Below are 17,184 nucleotides of genomic sequence, written 5' to 3'. Positions count from 1 at the left end.
TTAGAAAGGCAGATGGGGGGAAATATTATGAATAAAAAACAGTCAGGTATAATTGTTACGTTGGTAGTGCTTATTGTGTTTGCAGGGTATCTTGCAACGAAGGTAAATGGTCCATTGTATGTAAATGACAGTGATTTTAGCAATGAGAAAAGTGCAATATCTTTAAAAGACACCAAAACTGCTTCAACTGCTTCGACTTATTTTGTAGAAGCAAAATTATCAAGAAATCAAGACAATGACAAAACGCTTCAAACTATTAAAACTTTAATTGATGATGCCAATACTCCAACAGATCAAAAGAAAGTTGCATCTAAGCAATACTTAAACATATCGATGGCAGCTCAGAACCAATCAGACATCGAACTAGCATTAAAAGCTCAAGGGTTTGAAGAATCAATGTGTAGTATAGTTAATGACAAAGTACAAGTAGTAATTAAAACTGATAAAAAACAACTTACAGATGAACAGCTTCGAAGCATTAAAGATATTGTCATGAGTAAAACAAAACTAGAAAAAATTGAAGTTAAGATTAAACAATAATATTTGTAAAAGAAATATTTATCTGCTATAATAAATATAGCATTATCATGTTTTACCTAAGTTAAATAAGGGGGTATTACTATGGAAGATAAAATTTTAAATGAAACTGAAATGGGTGTTGTTAAAATATCTGAGGATGTAGTTAGTGTTATAGCGGGACTCGCTGTTGCTGAAATACAGGGGATTGTTGGAATGAGTGCAAGTCTTGTTGGTGGAATAACTCAAATATTAAGTGGAAAGAAAAATTTATCTAAAGGCGTTAAAGTCAATGTTGGAGAAAATAGTGCAATAATTGATTTACACGTTGTAGTTGAATATGGTATTAAAATTCCAGAAGTAACTGAAAAAGCACAAATAAATGTTAAAAAATCCGTAGAGCTTATGACAGGACTAGTAGTATCAGCAGTAAATGTGTATGTTCAAAATGTTGTATTACCTAAAACAGAAAAGCTTGAGGAAATAGAAGCATAGTAATAAACACCCTCTCTAACCGGAGGGTGTTTATTTATATGTTTGTTATTCTTATGATAAGGTATAATATAGTATGGAAAAATTAGGAGGATTACTAATGAATAGAAGAAAGTCGAGAGAAACAGCAATGAAATTACTTTTTGAAATGTCAATAAACAAAGAAAAATATGAGGATATAATTGAGAATTTTAAAGAGAACACCGATGTTGATTTAAATGACCTTGATATGTCATATATCACGAAGGTGTTAGCTGGTATTCACGAAAATGGTAAAGATATTGATAAAAACATTGAAAAATATTTAATTAAATGGAAGCTTGCTAGGTTATCAAAAATGAATTTGGCTATATTAAGAATAAGTACATATGAAATATTATATGAGGAAGAAATACCTAATAGGGTTTCTGTAAATGAGGGAATAGAACTAGCAAAGAAATATGGTGAGGATAGTTCTCCAGCATTTATAAATGGAATACTCGCGAAGATGATTTAAAATATTATATAGTAATAGTAATAAGATAACTAGTCAGTATACTAGCCTACATTGCGACTTACTTAACCAATTTAACATCTGATAGTACTAACTATTAGCTGTTAAATTGGCTTTGTAATGCAAGATCTGAGGGTGTATATTTGATTAGTTTTTTATTTTTAAAAAAAACAATTAAAATTATGTTAAAATATTCTGGTACTAGTTAATATTTTAAAATGTATAAAAGGAGAGAAGAATATGGGAATTAGAGTTAATGGTAAGTTAATAGTTGAGACTTACAGAGATGAGATTAAAAATATCATAAAAGATGGCGTTGATAGGGGGCTTAGAGCACCATCAATTAAAACTATATTGGTAGGCTCTGATGGAGGTTCTTTATCATATGTAAGAAGTCAAAATAACTTGTGCAATAAATTAGGAATTTCATACGCTTGTACTCAATTAGAGCAAGATATAAGTCAAAAGGATATCATAGATATTATAGAAAAATTCAATGAGGATAATAGCGTAGATGGAATAATAATTCAATTGCCTTTACCTAAAAACCTAAATGAGAAAGAAATCACTTCTAAAATCTCATATAAAAAGGATATTGATGGATTAACAGATGTAAATATGGGTAGATTTTATAAGGGGGATAAAAGCTTTATTCCTTGTACTGCATTAGGGGTTATTGAAATGATTAAAAATACGGGATGTAATATTAAAGGCAAACATGCAGTTGTTATTGGTAGAAGCAATATTGTTGGAAAACCGGTAGCTCAATTGTTATTAAATGAAGATGCAACCGTAACTATATGTCATTCAAAAACAACGAATTTGAAAGAAGTTTGTAAAACTGCAGATATAATAGTTGCGGCTATTGGTAAACCAGGCTTTGTGACAAGTGAATTTATTAAGAAGGGAGCAATTGTTATAGATGTTGGAACTACAATGATAGATGATAAAATTACTGGAGATGTAAATTTTGACGATGTTATTAATCATGCAAGTTTTGTTACCCCAGTTCCAGGTGGAACGGGACTAATGACTACAACGATGCTAATAAAAAATGCTTGCGCTTCGTGGAGGGATAATGTTTATTAAAGTAATAACAGTAACTGCCCTTAACGGGTATATTAAAAAAGTAATAGATAGTGATTTTATATTAAATAATGCTAATGTTAAAGGAGAATTGTCTAATGTAAAATTACATAGTAGTGGACATATATACTTCTCATTAAAAGACGAATTTGGAAAAGTAAATTGTGTAATGTTTAAATCACAGGCTCAAAAGCTTGTTATTATACCCAGGGATGGTATGAATGTTATAATTAGAGGGCGAGTTTCGGTTTATGAAAAGGGTGGTGCATATCAAGTTTATTGTGACTCTATGGAGACGGATGGAGAAGGGCAATTGTTTTTAGCTTTTCAAAATTTAAAAGAGAAGTTACAGAAATTAGGATTGTTTGATGAAGAACACAAAAAAATCATACCATCATTTCCTAGGAGAATAGGTATAGTTACATCACAAACAGGTGCTGCTGTTAAAGATATTATTAATGTTGCAACAAGACGTAATGCTAATGTTAACATGTTAATATATCCGACTCTTGTTCAAGGAGTAAGTGCTAGTTCTGAAATTGAACAAGGTATAAAATATTTCAATGACTCCAAAAATGTAGATTTAATTATTGTTGCAAGAGGAGGAGGCTCAATTGAGGAACTATGGGCATTCAATGAAGAAAATTTAGCTTATGCAATATATAATTCTAAGATCCCTATAATTACTGGTATTGGTCATGAAACTGATTTTACTATAGCAGATTTTGTTTGTGACCATAGAGCTCCAACGCCATCCTCCGCTGCAGAAATAGCAGTGAGAAATTTAAAAGATTTAAATAATGAAATTAAATCTCTTAGGGAACTTTTGTTAAGATCTGTGGAATTTAAGTTTACTAAGGAATATAATAAAATTAATTTACTAAGTAAAACTTTGAAAGTAAATAATCCATTGAATTTTATAGTTAACCAATATACGCATATAGATAACTTAAGAGAAAATTTAAATTATAAATTTAATGCAAAAATTTCAATGGAAAAGCAGAAACTTTCAAAGTTGAATGCTCTAATGAACGCACATAACCCTTTAAATGTATTAAACAGGGGGTATGCCGTACTTCAAACCCATGAAAATGAGGTTATTAGTGAAATTAGTATTTTAAGAAATATTAAAGATGTAAAGATTATATTAAAGGATGGCACTGCTAGATTTAATATAAGCAATTTGGAGGAGTTATAATGGCAAAGAAAAAAGAATCTTATGAAACAATGATGGAAAGGCTTGAAAAAATTGTAGAAGTGATGGATTCAAATGAAATAACACTAGAAGGGACAATGGTAAATTATGAGGAAGGCGTCAAGATATGCAACAATTTGTATAAAATTCTCAATGACACAGAAGGTAAAATAAAAATATTAACTGATGAGGGCGAAAAAGATTTTACGCCTCATGTGGAATAGATTAAGAATTAAGTATCCGAAGGTGAATTAATAATTATAATGGAAAGAAGGGATAAAATGAATATACAATTGCTTAGAGAGTCTGTAGAAAAATGGATAGATGATTATTTTAAAGGTAAGTCTGAAAAGAATAGTAAAAACTTTGAGGCAATGAGTTACAGTATAAAAGTCGGAGGAAAAAGAGTTAGACCAATTTTAATGCTTCTTACATATGGTATGTATAAGGAGGATTATAGAGATATATTACCTTTTGCTGCGGCCCTTGAAATGATTCATACATACTCACTTATTCATGATGATTTGCCTTGTATGGATAATGATGATTTACGTCGTGGAAAACCTACAAATCATAAGATTTATGGAGAGGCGATTGCGGTCCTAGCAGGGGATGGGTTATTAAATGAGGCTATGGTAATAATGCTAGATCAATGTTTAGATGGAAATTTAAACACAATTAAGGCAAGTAATATTATAGCAAAAGCTTCTGGGGCAGAGGGTATGATAGCTGGGCAAATTTGTGATATCTTAAGTGAAGGAATGAAAATATCAGAAGAAAAATTACTGTATATGCATAAAAACAAAACGGGGGAACTAATAAAAGCGGCGGTAGTATGTGGTGCAACCCTTGGAAATGCTGATGAGACTGATTTATGTTATTTAAAAGAGTATGGTGATAAATTAGGTTTAGCATTTCAAATAAAGGATGATATATTAGATGTAATTGGAGATGTTGCTATTCTAGGAAAGAATACAAAAAGCGATGAATTTAATAATAAAACTACTTTTATAACAATGTATGGTTTAGAAAAATGCAAGCAAAAGTGTAATGATTTAACTCAGGAGTGTTTTAAGATATTAAAACAAATTAAGGTGAACACTAAATATTTAGAAGAAATTACGGAATCTTTATTGAGAAGGGAATATTAAAAATAAAACAACTATTTTAAATTATTAAGTATCTTTTGGATGTCATTAAATGGGTTTTATAGTCGAAATAGCTTTTGAATTAAATAATATTATATGATATAATATTTCCATAAATGTGGGTGAAATAATATATTTTATAAAAGAGGATAGATATATGAGTAAAATACTAGATAATTTTAATGATATAAATGATATAAAAAAAATGACTATACAAGAGTTGAATGACTTTGCAAAGGAAATTAGACACTTTTTAGTTGAAAAAGTCTCTAAAACGGGAGGACATCTAGCTTCTAATTTGGGCGTAGTGGAATTAACATTAAGCTTATATAATGTTTTTGATTTGGATAAAGATAAATTAATATGGGATGTAGGACACCAATCATATGTACATAAAATTCTTACGGGAAGAAAAGATAAATTTGATCTACTTAGAAATTATGGTGGATTAAGTGGCTTTCCGAAAAGAGAAGAAAGTAAATATGATGTATTTGAAGCCGGACATAGTAGTACTTCTATTTCAGCAGGGGCTGGCATTGCAAGGGCTCGTGATTTACAAAAGGGAGACTATAATGTTATTTCAGTTATAGGTGATGGGGCTCTTACGGGTGGTATGTCTTTTGAGGCATTAAACGATATAGGATTTAGAAAAACTAAAATGATTATTGTGCTAAATGATAACCAAATGTCTATTTCTAAAAATGTGGGAGGCATGTCCAAATATCTAAGTCAATTTAGGATTGACCCAACTTATAATAGAATTAAAAAAGAAATAAATTCTACGCTTAGAAAGATACCTAATGTAGGTGATGGAATGATTAATTCAATTCAAAAGATAAAAAACGGAATTAAACAGGTAGTGGTTCCGGGAATGTTGTTTGAAAATATGGGTATAACTTATTTAGGACCCATAGATGGACATGATATTAAAGAGGTAAGTAAGGTCTTAAAACTTGCAAAAAAAACAGATGGACCTGTGATTATCCATGTAATAACTAAAAAAGGCAAGGGTTATAAATTTGCTGAAGAGCAGCCAAATAAATTTCATGGTGTGGGTCCATTTAATCCATCAAATGGAGAATTATGTAGTAGTCACAAGGAAAGTTATTCTGAGGCATTTGGGGATCAGATTGTAACTCTAGCAAAGGAAAATAAAAATATAGTGGCAATAACGGCGGCAATGCCTGAAGGCACAGGGCTAGAATCGTTTTCAAAAAAATTCAACAATAGATTTTTCGATGTGGGTATTGCAGAGCAACATGCAGTTACTATGGCTGCAGGGATGGCTTCACAAGGACTTAAACCGATTTTTGCAGTTTACTCTACATTTTTGCAACGAGCATATGACCAAATTTTACATGATGTATGTATTCAAAATTTACCTGTTATTTTTGCAATTGATAGGGCAGGCATTGTTGGACAAGATGGGGAAACGCATCAAGGAATATTTGATTTATCATATTTATCGCATATTCCCAATATGACAATTATGGCTCCTAAATGTATAGGAGAACTTAAGACAATGCTTACGTTTGCAGTTAAACAAGATTATCCAATTGCTATAAGATACCCTAGAGGTGGAGATAACCCAAATGTTAAAATGTCTCCTATTAATGACTTACAGCGGGGGAAATGGGAGACTCTGCTTGGCGGTGGTAAAATAGCATTTATAGCTACAGGTAAAATGGTACAAAATGCAATATTAGTTAGAGAAAAATTATTGAATATGGGAATAGAAGCTACTGTAGTTAATGCATGTTTTATCAAACCTATTGATAAAACACTATTATTAGATCTTGTAGATAAGAAATATTCGTTAGTTACTATTGAAGATAATATAGTTCATGGTGGATTAGGTTCTTTAGTATTAGAATATGTGAATTCATTGAACAAGAAGGCGAAGGTAATTAATTTAGGATTTAATGATGAATTTATTCCACATGGGTCAGTTGATATACTGTATAAGTTATATAAACTAGATGTGGATGGGATTTTTGATAGTATTTTAAAATTAGTTTAACGACATTTTAGTAGTGATTAAGGAGTTTTTTATGATAGAAAATAAAGAGAGATTAGATGTTATTGTGGTTGAAAGAGGCATTTTGTTTTCAAGAGAAAGAGCAAAGGAAAATATTATTGCTGGAAATATATTTGTCGATGGTATTAGGACTACTAAGTGTGGAAAAAAAATTGATGTTACATCTAGTATTGAGTTTGTTGGTAAAGACATCCCTTATGTTAGTAGGGGGGGGCTTAAACTTCAAAAGGCTATAGATGCCTTTAAGATTGATCTTAAGGATAAGGTTTGCATGGATATAGGCGCATCTACAGGAGGGTTTACAGACTGCATGCTCCAACATGGAGCATGCAGAGTATACTCGATAGATGTTGGAACAAATCAGCTAGATGATAAATTGAGAGGGGACTCTCGAGTAGTTTCTATGGAGAAAACAAATATCAGATATTTAAATAAAGACAGCATTTGCGAACTTGCGGATTTTGCAAGTATTGATGTATCATTTATATCACTTGAAAAAGTTATTCCTAATTTATTAAATTTATTGAAAAATGATGGTAGTGTTGTGGCATTACTTAAGCCACAATTTGAAGTAGGTATAGGTGTAGTGAATAAAAAAGGTGTGGTTAAAAAAACTAGTGACCATATCGACGTAATACTTGGAGTACTAAATTTACTTAAAAGCCTTAATGTAAAGGTTATTAATGTTGATTATTCATCAATAAAAGGACCTAATGGAAATATTGAGTATCTAGTTTATTTTACTAAATCTAAAAATAGCTATGTTGATTATGTTGAAGATAACGTAGCTTTATTAGTTAGTGATGCTCATACAAGTTTAAATTGTCTCAAAAGGGAATAATTTATAGTGTTTGGTACAAAATGGTAAGGAGGAAATATGAAAAACATTGGCATTAATATAAATACCACTAAAGATAAGGATGGGAAAATTGGTAAATATGTAAAAGATATTATTGGCCAATATATTGATGATACTAATATATTTGTGTTTAAAGATTCCATTGGACTTGAAAATATTAAATATAACTATTTGGATATTATTGTTGCTTTAGGTGGAGATGGGACTATATTAAGAACATCTCGTAATTTAAATAACTCCAATATTCCAATACTAGGAGTGAATATCGGAAATTTAGGATTTCTATCTAGTGTGGAACTACTAGAATTTGAAACTGCTATGAAAAGATTTATTAATGATGATTATTATGTAGAAGAGAGAATGATGCTAAATTGTACTTTGCCAAATAGGAATGAACTTGAAAAATATACGGCACTTAATGATATTGTTGTATCAAAGGGAACACTTGCGAGAGTTGTTAAATATGAACTTCATATAGATAATAAGTTTTACATCGATTTTACAGGTGATGGACTTATAATAGCTACACCAACAGGATCTACAGCATACTCCCTATCAGCAGGAGGACCTATAATATATCCTAACCTAGATGTTATAGAGGTAACACCTATTTGTCCATTATCGTTATCTATGAGAACTATAGTGCTAGATAGTAAAAGTGAAATATCTGTAAATATAAAATGTGAACATGAAAGCATATTTTTGACATTAGATGGTCAAAGAGCAATAAAATTAAATAGCTATGAGAAAATACTGGTAAGTGTTTCAGAGCAAAAATGTAGATTAGTTAAATTTAATGATTATAATTATTTTGGTATACTGAGGAAAAAAATAATTTCTAGAACAGCAGATTGTGAAGGAGAAAAAGATGAAGATATCGCGTCATGCAAAAATAATTGAGATCATTCAGTCAAAAGATGTTGAAACTCAAGAACAGTTAGCACAAGAATTAAAAAACAATGGGTTTGATATTACTCAAGCAACTGTTTCTAGAGATATAAAAGAACTAAAATTAATTAAGGTTATGAATGCACATGGAACTCATATATATTCGACTAGTTCTCCGGGTGATAGTTTTTTATCAAATAAATTGGTTAACATTTTTTCTCAAACCGTTTTGTATGTTGATAATGTAGATAAATTTATAGTACTTAAGACAATATCAGGAGCTGGCGCTGCCGCAGCTGAAGCCTTAGATTCTTTGAAATTCAGTGGGATTGTAGGGACGGTAGCTGGAGATAACACTATTTTTATTTTAGTTAGAAACGAAGAAGACTGTAAAGATATAATTCAAAAGGTTAAAAAAATGATTAGTGAATAGGAGGAATAAGTATGCTCCTACAATTAAATATTATGAATTTTGCCCTAATTGAAAAATTAAGCATTAATTTTGAAAGAGGTTTTAATGTTCTTTCAGGTGAAACTGGAGCAGGAAAATCAATTTTAATTGATGCTATAAATTATGTATTAGGGGGTAAATTTAATAAGAGCTTAATTAGAACAGGGGAAAATAAAACTTATGTAGAGGCTATTTTTACCATAGATAACCAAAACAATAGGGATGTTTTAGAAGAGATGGATATTGATTATGAGGATACAGTATTCATAAGTCGTGAAACTTTTCAATCTGGGAAAAGTATTGCTAAAGTTAATGGTAAATCATTGCTACTCTCAAAAGTTAAATATATTAGTAAAAATCTACTAGATATTCATGGTCAACATGATAACCATAATTTATTAGATAAAGCTAATCATATATTTTATGTGGATTCTTTTGGTAATGAGAGGCTTAGAACGGCTATAATTGAATATAATGACCAATATACAAGAATGATTAGTATAAAAAATAGAATTATTAAACTTGAAGGTAATGAAGGAGAACGAGATAAGAGAATTGATTTTTTAAATTATCAGTTAGAAGAGATTAAAAATGCTAATCTCAAAATTGGTGAAGATGAGGAACTTTTAGAAAAATATGCAATAGTTAGTAATTCTGAAAACTTGGAGAAGCATTTATCAATAAGTTATCAATTATTATACACTAGTGATGAGGAAAATCCATCAGTATTGTATAATTTAGCTATTGCCATAAAAGAACTTCGAACTATTGAAAAACATATGGATAAAATAAAAGAAATTGCAGATTCTATTGAAGAAAGTTATTTTAATATTGAGGAAAGTATTACAGAAATTAGAGACTTAAAAGAGTCAATTTATTATGATGAAAAAGAATTGGAATATATGAATAGTAGAATAAGCCAAATTAATAATTGTAAGAAGAAGTATGGATCTACTATAAAAGAAATTTATGAATATAGAGATAAAATTGATGTTGAGTATGAAGAATTAACTAATAGTAGTGAAATAATCACTTCTCTTAAAAAAGAAAAAATAGCTCTTGAGGGTGAAATGAGAATTATAGCAGATGAAATTCATGAAATTAGATGTGAAACAGCAAAAAAACTTCAAAATAAAATAAAAGATGAGCTTAATTATATTGGACTTGAAAAAAGTAAATTTTTTATTGAAGTAAAACTTACAGATGAATTTTATAAAAATGGTTGTGATAAAGTTCAATTTTGTATAGCTACCAACCCAGGTGAACCATTAAATCCTTTAGAAGAAATAGTATCTGGGGGAGAATTATCACGTATTATGCTTGCACTTAAAACTGTGTTCGTAGATAAGGATGAAATACCCACTGTTATATTTGATGAAATAGATACTGGCATTAGTGGCAGGATTGCGCAATGTGTTGCAGAGAAAATGTATATAATATCATTAAACCATCAAATTTTTTGCGTAACACATTTGCCACAAATAGCTAGTATGGCAGATATAAATTATCTAATATCCAAAAATGTTATAAATGATAAAACATATACTAATATTATACGAATGAATGATAATGAAAAGCAACAAGAAATAGCTAGAATGATAGGCGGCACAGAGGTTACTAAGTTAACATTAGAAAACTCTAAGGAAATGATAAATTTGGCCAATAATCGAAAGAAAAAATAGTTTTAATTTTTATAAGAATTAGTAATAAATATTTATTTAATAGGGAAAAATAAAGTCATTATATGTGGCTTTATTTTTTTGATTTTAAAGTTAGTGGCATTATAAACTTTGTTATTTTTAATAATTATATAAATTTTATAAAATTCTAAATGTGGGTAATATTATAATCAAATTTAATGAAATGTAATTTATCATAATTTAGTTTTGAATCTATGTCTTTGACTATTTTTGAATTAATATTATAGCATAATATGAGATTGTGAGGGTAACTTAAATTTATAACTATAAGAGAAAAGGAGATAAAGCTTATGAAAAAAAGATTGAATATATTTTGCTTACTTATAACACCAATACTAATAATTGCTTTAGGTGTCTGCAACCAAAGTATAGCTGTTTCTGCATTTGACAAACCAATACAAACTTTATATTCTAACAACATTATAAATGCAAAAGTAAATACAAATAATGTTCTTTCAAATCATTATATAATTGAAAAAGGCAAAAAAGTTAAAGAAGATACAGATAATATGTTAAAAGCAAAATTAACTTTTGTAACGAAAAATAAGGATATAATGGTTTATCCAGGAGGGCAACCAATTGGTGTTAAACTAAATACTAAGGGCGTTTTAGTAGTAGCTTTATCTGATATTGATGGTGTTAATGGTAAAACACAAAGTCCTGCTTCAAATGCCGGTGTAGAAATAGGAGATAGTATAATAAAAATAAATAATATTGTTATAAATCACGCTGAAGATATAAGTAGATTTGTTAATAAAGAAAAAAATCCGGAGCTTACTCTTAAAATACAGCGTAGAAATGGTTCAAAGATTTTTGATATAAAGGTTAAACCTACTATTGATTCCACAGATGGTAAACAAAAAATTGGGTTATGGGTAAGAGATTCTACCGCTGGCGTTGGGACGTTAACATTGTATGATAGTAGAACTAACAAGTTTGCAGCGTTAGGCCACCCGATTACAGATTCTGATACTGGAACAATATTAAGTATTAATAATGGTGTAATAATATCTTCTAATATAGTTTCTATAAAAAAAGGTACTAGAGGAACACCAGGAGAGTTAAGAGGACTTTTTATAGATGAAAATAAAATAAAAGGTCAATTAATAAATAATACACAATGTGGTATATTTGGAAATGGAAGTGAAAGTCTTATAAACAATAAATTTAATAAACCTATGAAAATAGGTCTTAGAAATGAGATAAAAGAAGGCGAAGCGCAAATTTTAACTACTATTAATGGTAATGAACCAGAATTATTTAAAATAGAAATTCAAAAGCTATTATCACAAGATATACCAGGCTCAAAAAGCATGATAATTAAAATAACAGATCCTAGACTTTTAGAGAAAACAGGAGGCATAGTACAAGGTATGAGTGGTAGTCCAATAATTCAAAACAATAAAATTGTTGGAGCGGTTACACATGTTTTAATTAATAAACCTGACGTTGGATATGGTATATATATTGAATGGATGTTGAAAGATGCAGGCATTTTATCAAAATAACTAGCATTATCTAAAAAAAAGAGGTAAAATAGATATAATGAGATATAGAGTAGCATATGTTATCTTTATACATTACAAATAAATGATAATTTATCATTTATTTGTAATATTTTTTTTAATATAAGAAGGAATTGTAATTCTTTTGTCGAATTAATATTTGTTAAGATATGGGAATTTATTGATAAAGGGGAGTTAGAATATGGAAGAATCAAGAATTAGTGTGCTTATTGCAGATGATAATAAAGAGTTTTGTAATATTTTAAATGATTATTTGTTAAGCCAAAGAGATATTATGGTTACAGGTATTGCAAAAGATGGAATAGAGGCTCTTAAGTTAATAAAAGAGAGAAAACCTGATCTAGTAGTATTGGATATAATAATGCCACATTTAGATGGTCTTGGCGTCCTTGAAAGATTAGGCAGTATGGATCTTAATCCAATACCTAAAATAATAGTTTTATCTGCAGTGGGACAAGATAAAATAACACAAAGGGCTATAGCACTTGGAGCAGATTATTATGTAGTAAAACCATTTGATATGGAAGTTTTCACAAAAAGAATAAGGCAGATGTTTAACAATACGATTTCTAGTGATAACAGTAATAAAAAACCAATTTCGTTTATTGATACTACTGAAGTTAGGAAAAGCAACCGTAATGAACCTATGGACTTAGAAGCTGAAATAACAAATATAATACATGAAATTGGAGTGCCAGCCCATATTAAGGGATATATGTATTTAAGAGAAGCAATTACTATGGTAGTAAATGATATTGAACTTTTATCTGCAGTGACAAAGGAATTATACCCATCTATTGCTAAAAAGTTTAATACTACTGCTAGTAGGGTGGAGAGAGCAATAAGACATGCTATAGAAGTAGCATGGGGACGTGGTCAAGTTGAAACCATAAACAAAATATTTGGTTATACCGTTCATAATGCTAAAGGTAAACCAACTAATTCAGAATTTATAGCAATGGTTGCTGATAAGCTAAGATTACAAAATAGGGTTAGCTAGTCTTAGGTATATCAACGGGTAAGAGGTAATTAGAAAGCAATAAACTTTATAAATATCGTCATAAAAATACGGTTAATTGTTAAAAAAAGTGTATATGTTCTTAAAAGACAATCAATAGACCTTTTCTATTTATAGATGAAATAGAGGGGGTTTTTTTTAATGCGAAAAATTGAGTATACAATTGATGAGTTATGAACAAACACTTAGGTTATTTTCTAAATATATGCAAGAAGAAAAAAATATAGAATATGTTATTAAAATCACAGAAAAAGACATTAGAGATTATGTTGTATATATAAAAAACAGAGGTAAATATACGGTAGTGATAGATAAAAAAATACTAAAAGGTAATATTCCCGAGGCACGATGAGATTATGGAAAACAAGTATCTATTACCATAGTAAATAATTATATCAGAAATATTAAAGTGTTTTTTAATTATTCCAAAGAGCAGGGTGTAATAAAAAAAGACGTAGTAAAAAATATTAAACAATTTAAAAATGAAAGAAAACCTAAGCAATTTATAACAGATGGAGAATTTGGAGAATTGTTAAGACATATAGATACTACTAAATTTCATGAATATAGGGATTATATTTGTGTACTATTTTGTAGCACAAAAGGTAATATTGTTATGATGCGAACCTTTGAAAAAAAATTAAAAGATTACGGATAGGATTAAAGGTTATTACACCTCACCAATTACGTAATTAGGTCTTTTTGTCGTTCAAATAATTATCTTTAATTATTATTTACATAGATAAATTCAATGAATTGCAAACAGTGAATGCTAATTACTCATATATTAATAAACTAAAATATCTGAATTTTCGTTATAATTATTAACGAAAGGTGGGATATTATGACAAATATGAATGAAATAACACAAAAGATTGAAGACTTAAGAAAAGCGATGCACCAGTTAATCAACGAAAAAGACAGATTAACTGACCCAAAACTGGTAGAGCTAAGCCAAAAGCTAGATGGACTACTAAATGAATACGATGATCTATTAGATTAAGATTTTCGAGTTATCGTATCAAATTGATTGGTTGGGAGAGCCTAAGGGCTCTCTTCAATATTAAATTTAAACTGTAAATCTCGAAATCCAATATTGTTAATACAACTTGCTCTATTTGAAAGAAGGGATATGGTTGAAGGTAAGATTGATAATATTATGCTAAAGGTAAACCAACTAATTCTGAATTTATAGAAATGGTTGCTGATAAGCTAAGATTACAAAATAGGGTTAGCTAAATGGATAGATTAAGAGTGTCTTTAATAGATGCTCTTTTATTTTGTTTAATAGGAAGGCTTAAGAAAAATAATAGGATGTAAGCAAAAGCTTACATCCTTAATATTAATTAGAATTATAGTTATTAAGATATTCTTCAAAAGAATCGTAAATCAAATTATCATTAGAAATTGAATCTTCCTTAGAATTAAGTTTAGTAGTTAAATTTTTATTTGGTAGTTTTTCTATTTTTTTAGTATTGATATTGATATTGAATCACCTCTATACAAGTATTATAACACAAAATATGTAATCCGTAAAGGTGGTTTCCTTTTTATAGTGAAATTTATGGAGAAGAGGTGAATTAATTCAACATACGAACCACTTATAGAAGTGGGCGATTGTAAACCTCAAAAGCGGTCCAGTTCTCATTGAACTAAGAACAGTAAGAAACAATATCCTTGTAACATAGAGCTTGTTTAGAATTCTAAACAAGCTAATTTTTATAATAAGCTACAATTATAATTATTTCATGAGTAGCTCATAATTAATGCACCCCTATCACGTAAGTGCCTTCACTGCGTAGCAACCTTAGATTTTAGGGTAACTATAAGCTATAAAGCCATTTTTTATTTTTATATTGAAGTAATTTATCTGAATAATTTAATTAAAACTAAACTTTATAATAGGCTTTTCTTTGAAGACAGTATAATTGCTTACTATAGTATCTTTTACAAAAGCTTTTAAGTCTGTGTATCCGAAGGTGCTTGAAATTTTATATAAATAATGTATTTTAAGTGTCTTTAACTCTTTGGACAGTACCCTCCAATTAGTTGTAAATGTTCTATATATCAAAGGTATTTTCTCTTTATACCCAAGAGCTCTACGAGCTATACAATATGCAGCGGATACATGAATAGATATTCCTTTAGCTTTCATATATTTTATTTTACCCATTTGGCTAGTGTATGCTGGATTAACATAAAATACGGCTAAATTTTCTTTAAAAGCCCTAGAACTGATTGCTTCAATGATTTTTTTATGCGCAAACATACTGATTTTTATATTTCGTTTAGTATTCCCATAAGTTAATTTGGATTTACTGATGTTTTTAATATCCTCACCAGCAAGTGGTTTATTTTTATCCCTGGCTATTTGAACAAGTCCTAAGGCACCCTTTTCTAAAATTTTTGAAATTTGCCCTGAAGTTTTATTTGCTATATTAAAATGTATAGTGCCAAAGTCTAATAGGTTGCCGATACAATCAGTTTCACTCCATGCAATATGGTCGTAGTTTATATCATAGCCTACAATTCCATTTGCCTTAGAACAATTAATTTGACTTTCATCTTTAAATAGTTTATAAGATGGCTTAAACAAAAAGTAATCTCCTTTGTCTTCAATTCGTAAGGAAACAGGGGAATTTTTAGTGTTTAGAGCTTCTATTAATAAGTCTTTATGGTAAGGAAAATCAACATTTTCTACTTCAAACCATTGTGAACTATGATATGCACCTATTTTATTTTCATATGGCAGTTGGATCTTTAGTAAATTCGTTTCGTAGTTGTATTTAACACAAGCATTTCCTTGTGTAACTGTTTTAAGTCCTTGAAGTTCTATAGTTTTATGTCTAGCTTTATAGAAGTCTTCTTTCCATTCAAAATGCTCGTTATATAATGTATGCTGGGCTTTGAATAGTTTCTTAGTACCAAAACATGATTTTACTGCACTTGTATTAAGTCTTGCAAGTTTTTGTTTTTGATAACCTATACCACGCTTAATCATATTCAGTTTATTAGTTAATCTGCTAATTTTTTTTACGACAAGAGCATGTTCAAAATCGTACATATTATATATAATTGTTTTATTTTTATAATTTGCCTCAACAAAAATCTTATCATCTGACATATAAAAATAATATGGTCTATAATACTTAAATTTGGGGAGGCTTTTACTATTTTTAATAGCCTTAGATATATCGATAATATGAGTATGAATTTTACTCCAAAATTTAATTTTATTAGTTAAATCCTTAGCTGATTTCTCTCTATGATTAATGTTCTGCTTTAAATCATCTATGTACATTTTGTTTAATTCAACATTAGAAGATTTATTCCATTTAGCTTCGCAAACAGCATAGTTTGTATAATAAGTATTAAGATTAAACATATTTTTAATAGTTAAATGAATACTCTGAGAAAGACCTTTCTCATGATTGTAAACAAGAATTGAATAAGTTTTAATTTTAGCTTCATTACCAATATACAGTATATTCGATAGATTGTTGAGATTTTCAAAGCTAAGCTTATCTTTATATATTCTTGTAGAAGAATTAGTTTCTATTCTCAAAATATTCGCCACCTTTTTTATAATCTCTAATATATATTATGCCGTAATAGAGCCTATAATATTAAGTTATATAAAAATAATTTTGCAAATAAAGATAAAATTGTAATGTGGTTATTAATGTTAAATTAAATATGCATATAAACTCGTTTGTTATCATAAATATTAATTAAGATATTGTAATTATTTATGTTCAATTTTATCTTAAATAA

18 protein-coding genes are annotated in these 17,184 nt (G+C 29.0%); 17 read left to right on the top strand and 1 reads right to left on the bottom strand.

The genetic code is table 11. The features are described 5' to 3' along the window. The first annotated feature begins 27 nt into the window (after nucleotides 1-27). The 17 genes from A7L45_RS13700 to A7L45_RS13620 all read left to right on the top strand — a co-directional run bounded on the left by A7L45_RS13700 (nucleotide 28) and on the right by A7L45_RS13620 (nucleotide 14,413). Complete coding sequence (locus A7L45_RS13700) at nucleotides 28-540, top strand: SpoIIIAH-like family protein (RefSeq protein ID WP_071613308.1); 513 nt, start codon at nucleotides 28-30, stop codon at nucleotides 538-540. Nucleotides 541-621: 81 nt separating this feature from the next. Then, nucleotides 622-1,011 carry an Asp23/Gls24 family envelope stress response protein gene (locus A7L45_RS13695; RefSeq protein ID WP_071613307.1) on the top strand — a complete coding sequence of 130 codons (390 nt, stop codon included), beginning with the start codon at nucleotides 622-624 and terminating at the stop codon, nucleotides 1,009-1,011. 97 nt (nucleotides 1,012-1,108) lie between these two features. Continuing rightward, a complete protein-coding gene (gene nusB / locus A7L45_RS13690; protein ID WP_071613306.1) occupies nucleotides 1,109-1,504 on the top strand; it encodes a transcription antitermination factor NusB in 396 nt (131 codons plus the stop codon). Nucleotides 1,505-1,741: 237 nt separating this feature from the next. Further along, nucleotides 1,742-2,590: a bifunctional 5,10-methylenetetrahydrofolate dehydrogenase/5,10-methenyltetrahydrofolate cyclohydrolase gene (locus A7L45_RS13685; RefSeq protein WP_071613305.1), complete on the top strand. Its 849-nt coding sequence runs from the start codon at nucleotides 1,742-1,744 to the stop codon at nucleotides 2,588-2,590. Further along, entirely contained in the window at nucleotides 2,580-3,785 is a 1,206-nt protein-coding gene (gene xseA / locus A7L45_RS13680; RefSeq protein ID WP_071613304.1) for an exodeoxyribonuclease VII large subunit, read from the top strand. The genes A7L45_RS13685 and xseA overlap by 11 nt, the downstream gene beginning before the upstream one ends. Continuing rightward, entirely contained in the window at nucleotides 3,785-4,006 is a 222-nt protein-coding gene (locus tag A7L45_RS13675) for an exodeoxyribonuclease VII small subunit (protein ID WP_071613303.1), read from the top strand. The genes xseA and A7L45_RS13675 overlap by 1 nt, the downstream gene beginning before the upstream one ends. A gap of 57 nt (nucleotides 4,007-4,063) precedes the next feature. Beyond that, nucleotides 4,064-4,933 (top strand): polyprenyl synthetase family protein, encoded by an 870-nt coding sequence (locus A7L45_RS13670; RefSeq protein WP_071614979.1) that lies wholly within the window; start codon nucleotides 4,064-4,066, stop codon nucleotides 4,931-4,933. 154 nt (nucleotides 4,934-5,087) lie between these two features. Next, nucleotides 5,088-6,950 (top strand): 1-deoxy-D-xylulose-5-phosphate synthase, encoded by a 1,863-nt coding sequence (gene dxs, locus A7L45_RS13665; protein WP_071613302.1) that lies wholly within the window; start codon nucleotides 5,088-5,090, stop codon nucleotides 6,948-6,950. A gap of 31 nt (nucleotides 6,951-6,981) precedes the next feature. After that, nucleotides 6,982-7,809 carry a TlyA family RNA methyltransferase gene (locus A7L45_RS13660; RefSeq protein WP_071613301.1) on the top strand — a complete coding sequence of 276 codons (828 nt, stop codon included), beginning with the start codon at nucleotides 6,982-6,984 and terminating at the stop codon, nucleotides 7,807-7,809. A gap of 36 nt (nucleotides 7,810-7,845) precedes the next feature. Continuing rightward, entirely contained in the window at nucleotides 7,846-8,727 is an 882-nt protein-coding gene (locus A7L45_RS13655; RefSeq protein WP_071613300.1) for an NAD(+)/NADH kinase, read from the top strand. Then, nucleotides 8,696-9,148, top strand: a complete 453-nt coding sequence (locus tag A7L45_RS13650; protein WP_071613299.1) for an arginine repressor — start codon at nucleotides 8,696-8,698, stop codon at nucleotides 9,146-9,148. The genes A7L45_RS13655 and A7L45_RS13650 overlap by 32 nt, the downstream gene beginning before the upstream one ends. An 11-nt stretch (nucleotides 9,149-9,159) precedes the next feature. Continuing rightward, the gene (gene recN / locus A7L45_RS13645; RefSeq protein WP_071613298.1) at nucleotides 9,160-10,848 is read left to right on the top strand and encodes a DNA repair protein RecN; all 1,689 of its coding nucleotides are present in this window, start codon (nucleotides 9,160-9,162) and stop codon (nucleotides 10,846-10,848) included. 308 nt (nucleotides 10,849-11,156) lie between these two features. Further along, nucleotides 11,157-12,374, top strand: a complete 1,218-nt coding sequence (spoIVB, locus tag A7L45_RS13640) for a SpoIVB peptidase (protein ID WP_071613297.1) — start codon at nucleotides 11,157-11,159, stop codon at nucleotides 12,372-12,374. A gap of 199 nt (nucleotides 12,375-12,573) precedes the next feature. Then, nucleotides 12,574-13,392: a sporulation transcription factor Spo0A gene (gene spo0A / locus A7L45_RS13635; RefSeq protein WP_071613296.1), complete on the top strand. Its 819-nt coding sequence runs from the start codon at nucleotides 12,574-12,576 to the stop codon at nucleotides 13,390-13,392. A 169-nt stretch (nucleotides 13,393-13,561) separates the two neighbouring features. After that, complete coding sequence (locus A7L45_RS23890; protein ID WP_236900446.1) at nucleotides 13,562-13,762, top strand: site-specific integrase; 201 nt, start codon at nucleotides 13,562-13,564, stop codon at nucleotides 13,760-13,762. Between the two features lie 57 nt (nucleotides 13,763-13,819). After that, on the top strand, nucleotides 13,820-14,068 hold the full coding sequence (locus A7L45_RS23885; protein ID WP_071613294.1) for a hypothetical protein: 249 nt from the start codon (nucleotides 13,820-13,822) through the stop codon (nucleotides 14,066-14,068). 186 nt (nucleotides 14,069-14,254) lie between these two features. Next, a complete protein-coding gene (locus A7L45_RS13620; RefSeq protein ID WP_071613293.1) occupies nucleotides 14,255-14,413 on the top strand; it encodes an aspartyl-phosphate phosphatase Spo0E family protein in 159 nt (52 codons plus the stop codon). Nucleotides 14,414-15,289: 876 nt separating this feature from the next. On the opposite strand, the gene A7L45_RS13615 is transcribed toward A7L45_RS13620, so the two are convergent. Continuing rightward, entirely contained in the window at nucleotides 15,290-16,975 is a 1,686-nt protein-coding gene (locus tag A7L45_RS13615) for an IS200/IS605 family element transposase accessory protein TnpB (RefSeq protein ID WP_071613292.1), read from the bottom strand. Between the last annotated feature and the right edge of the window lie 209 nt (nucleotides 16,976-17,184).

Source organism: Clostridium estertheticum subsp. estertheticum (assembly GCF_001877035.1).
In the GTDB taxonomy this organism is placed as follows: Bacteria; Bacillota; Clostridia; order Clostridiales; family Clostridiaceae; genus Clostridium_AD; species Clostridium_AD estertheticum.
The sequence above is the reverse complement of the archived record's forward strand: the minus strand, read 5'-3'. Positions and strand labels throughout refer to the sequence as shown.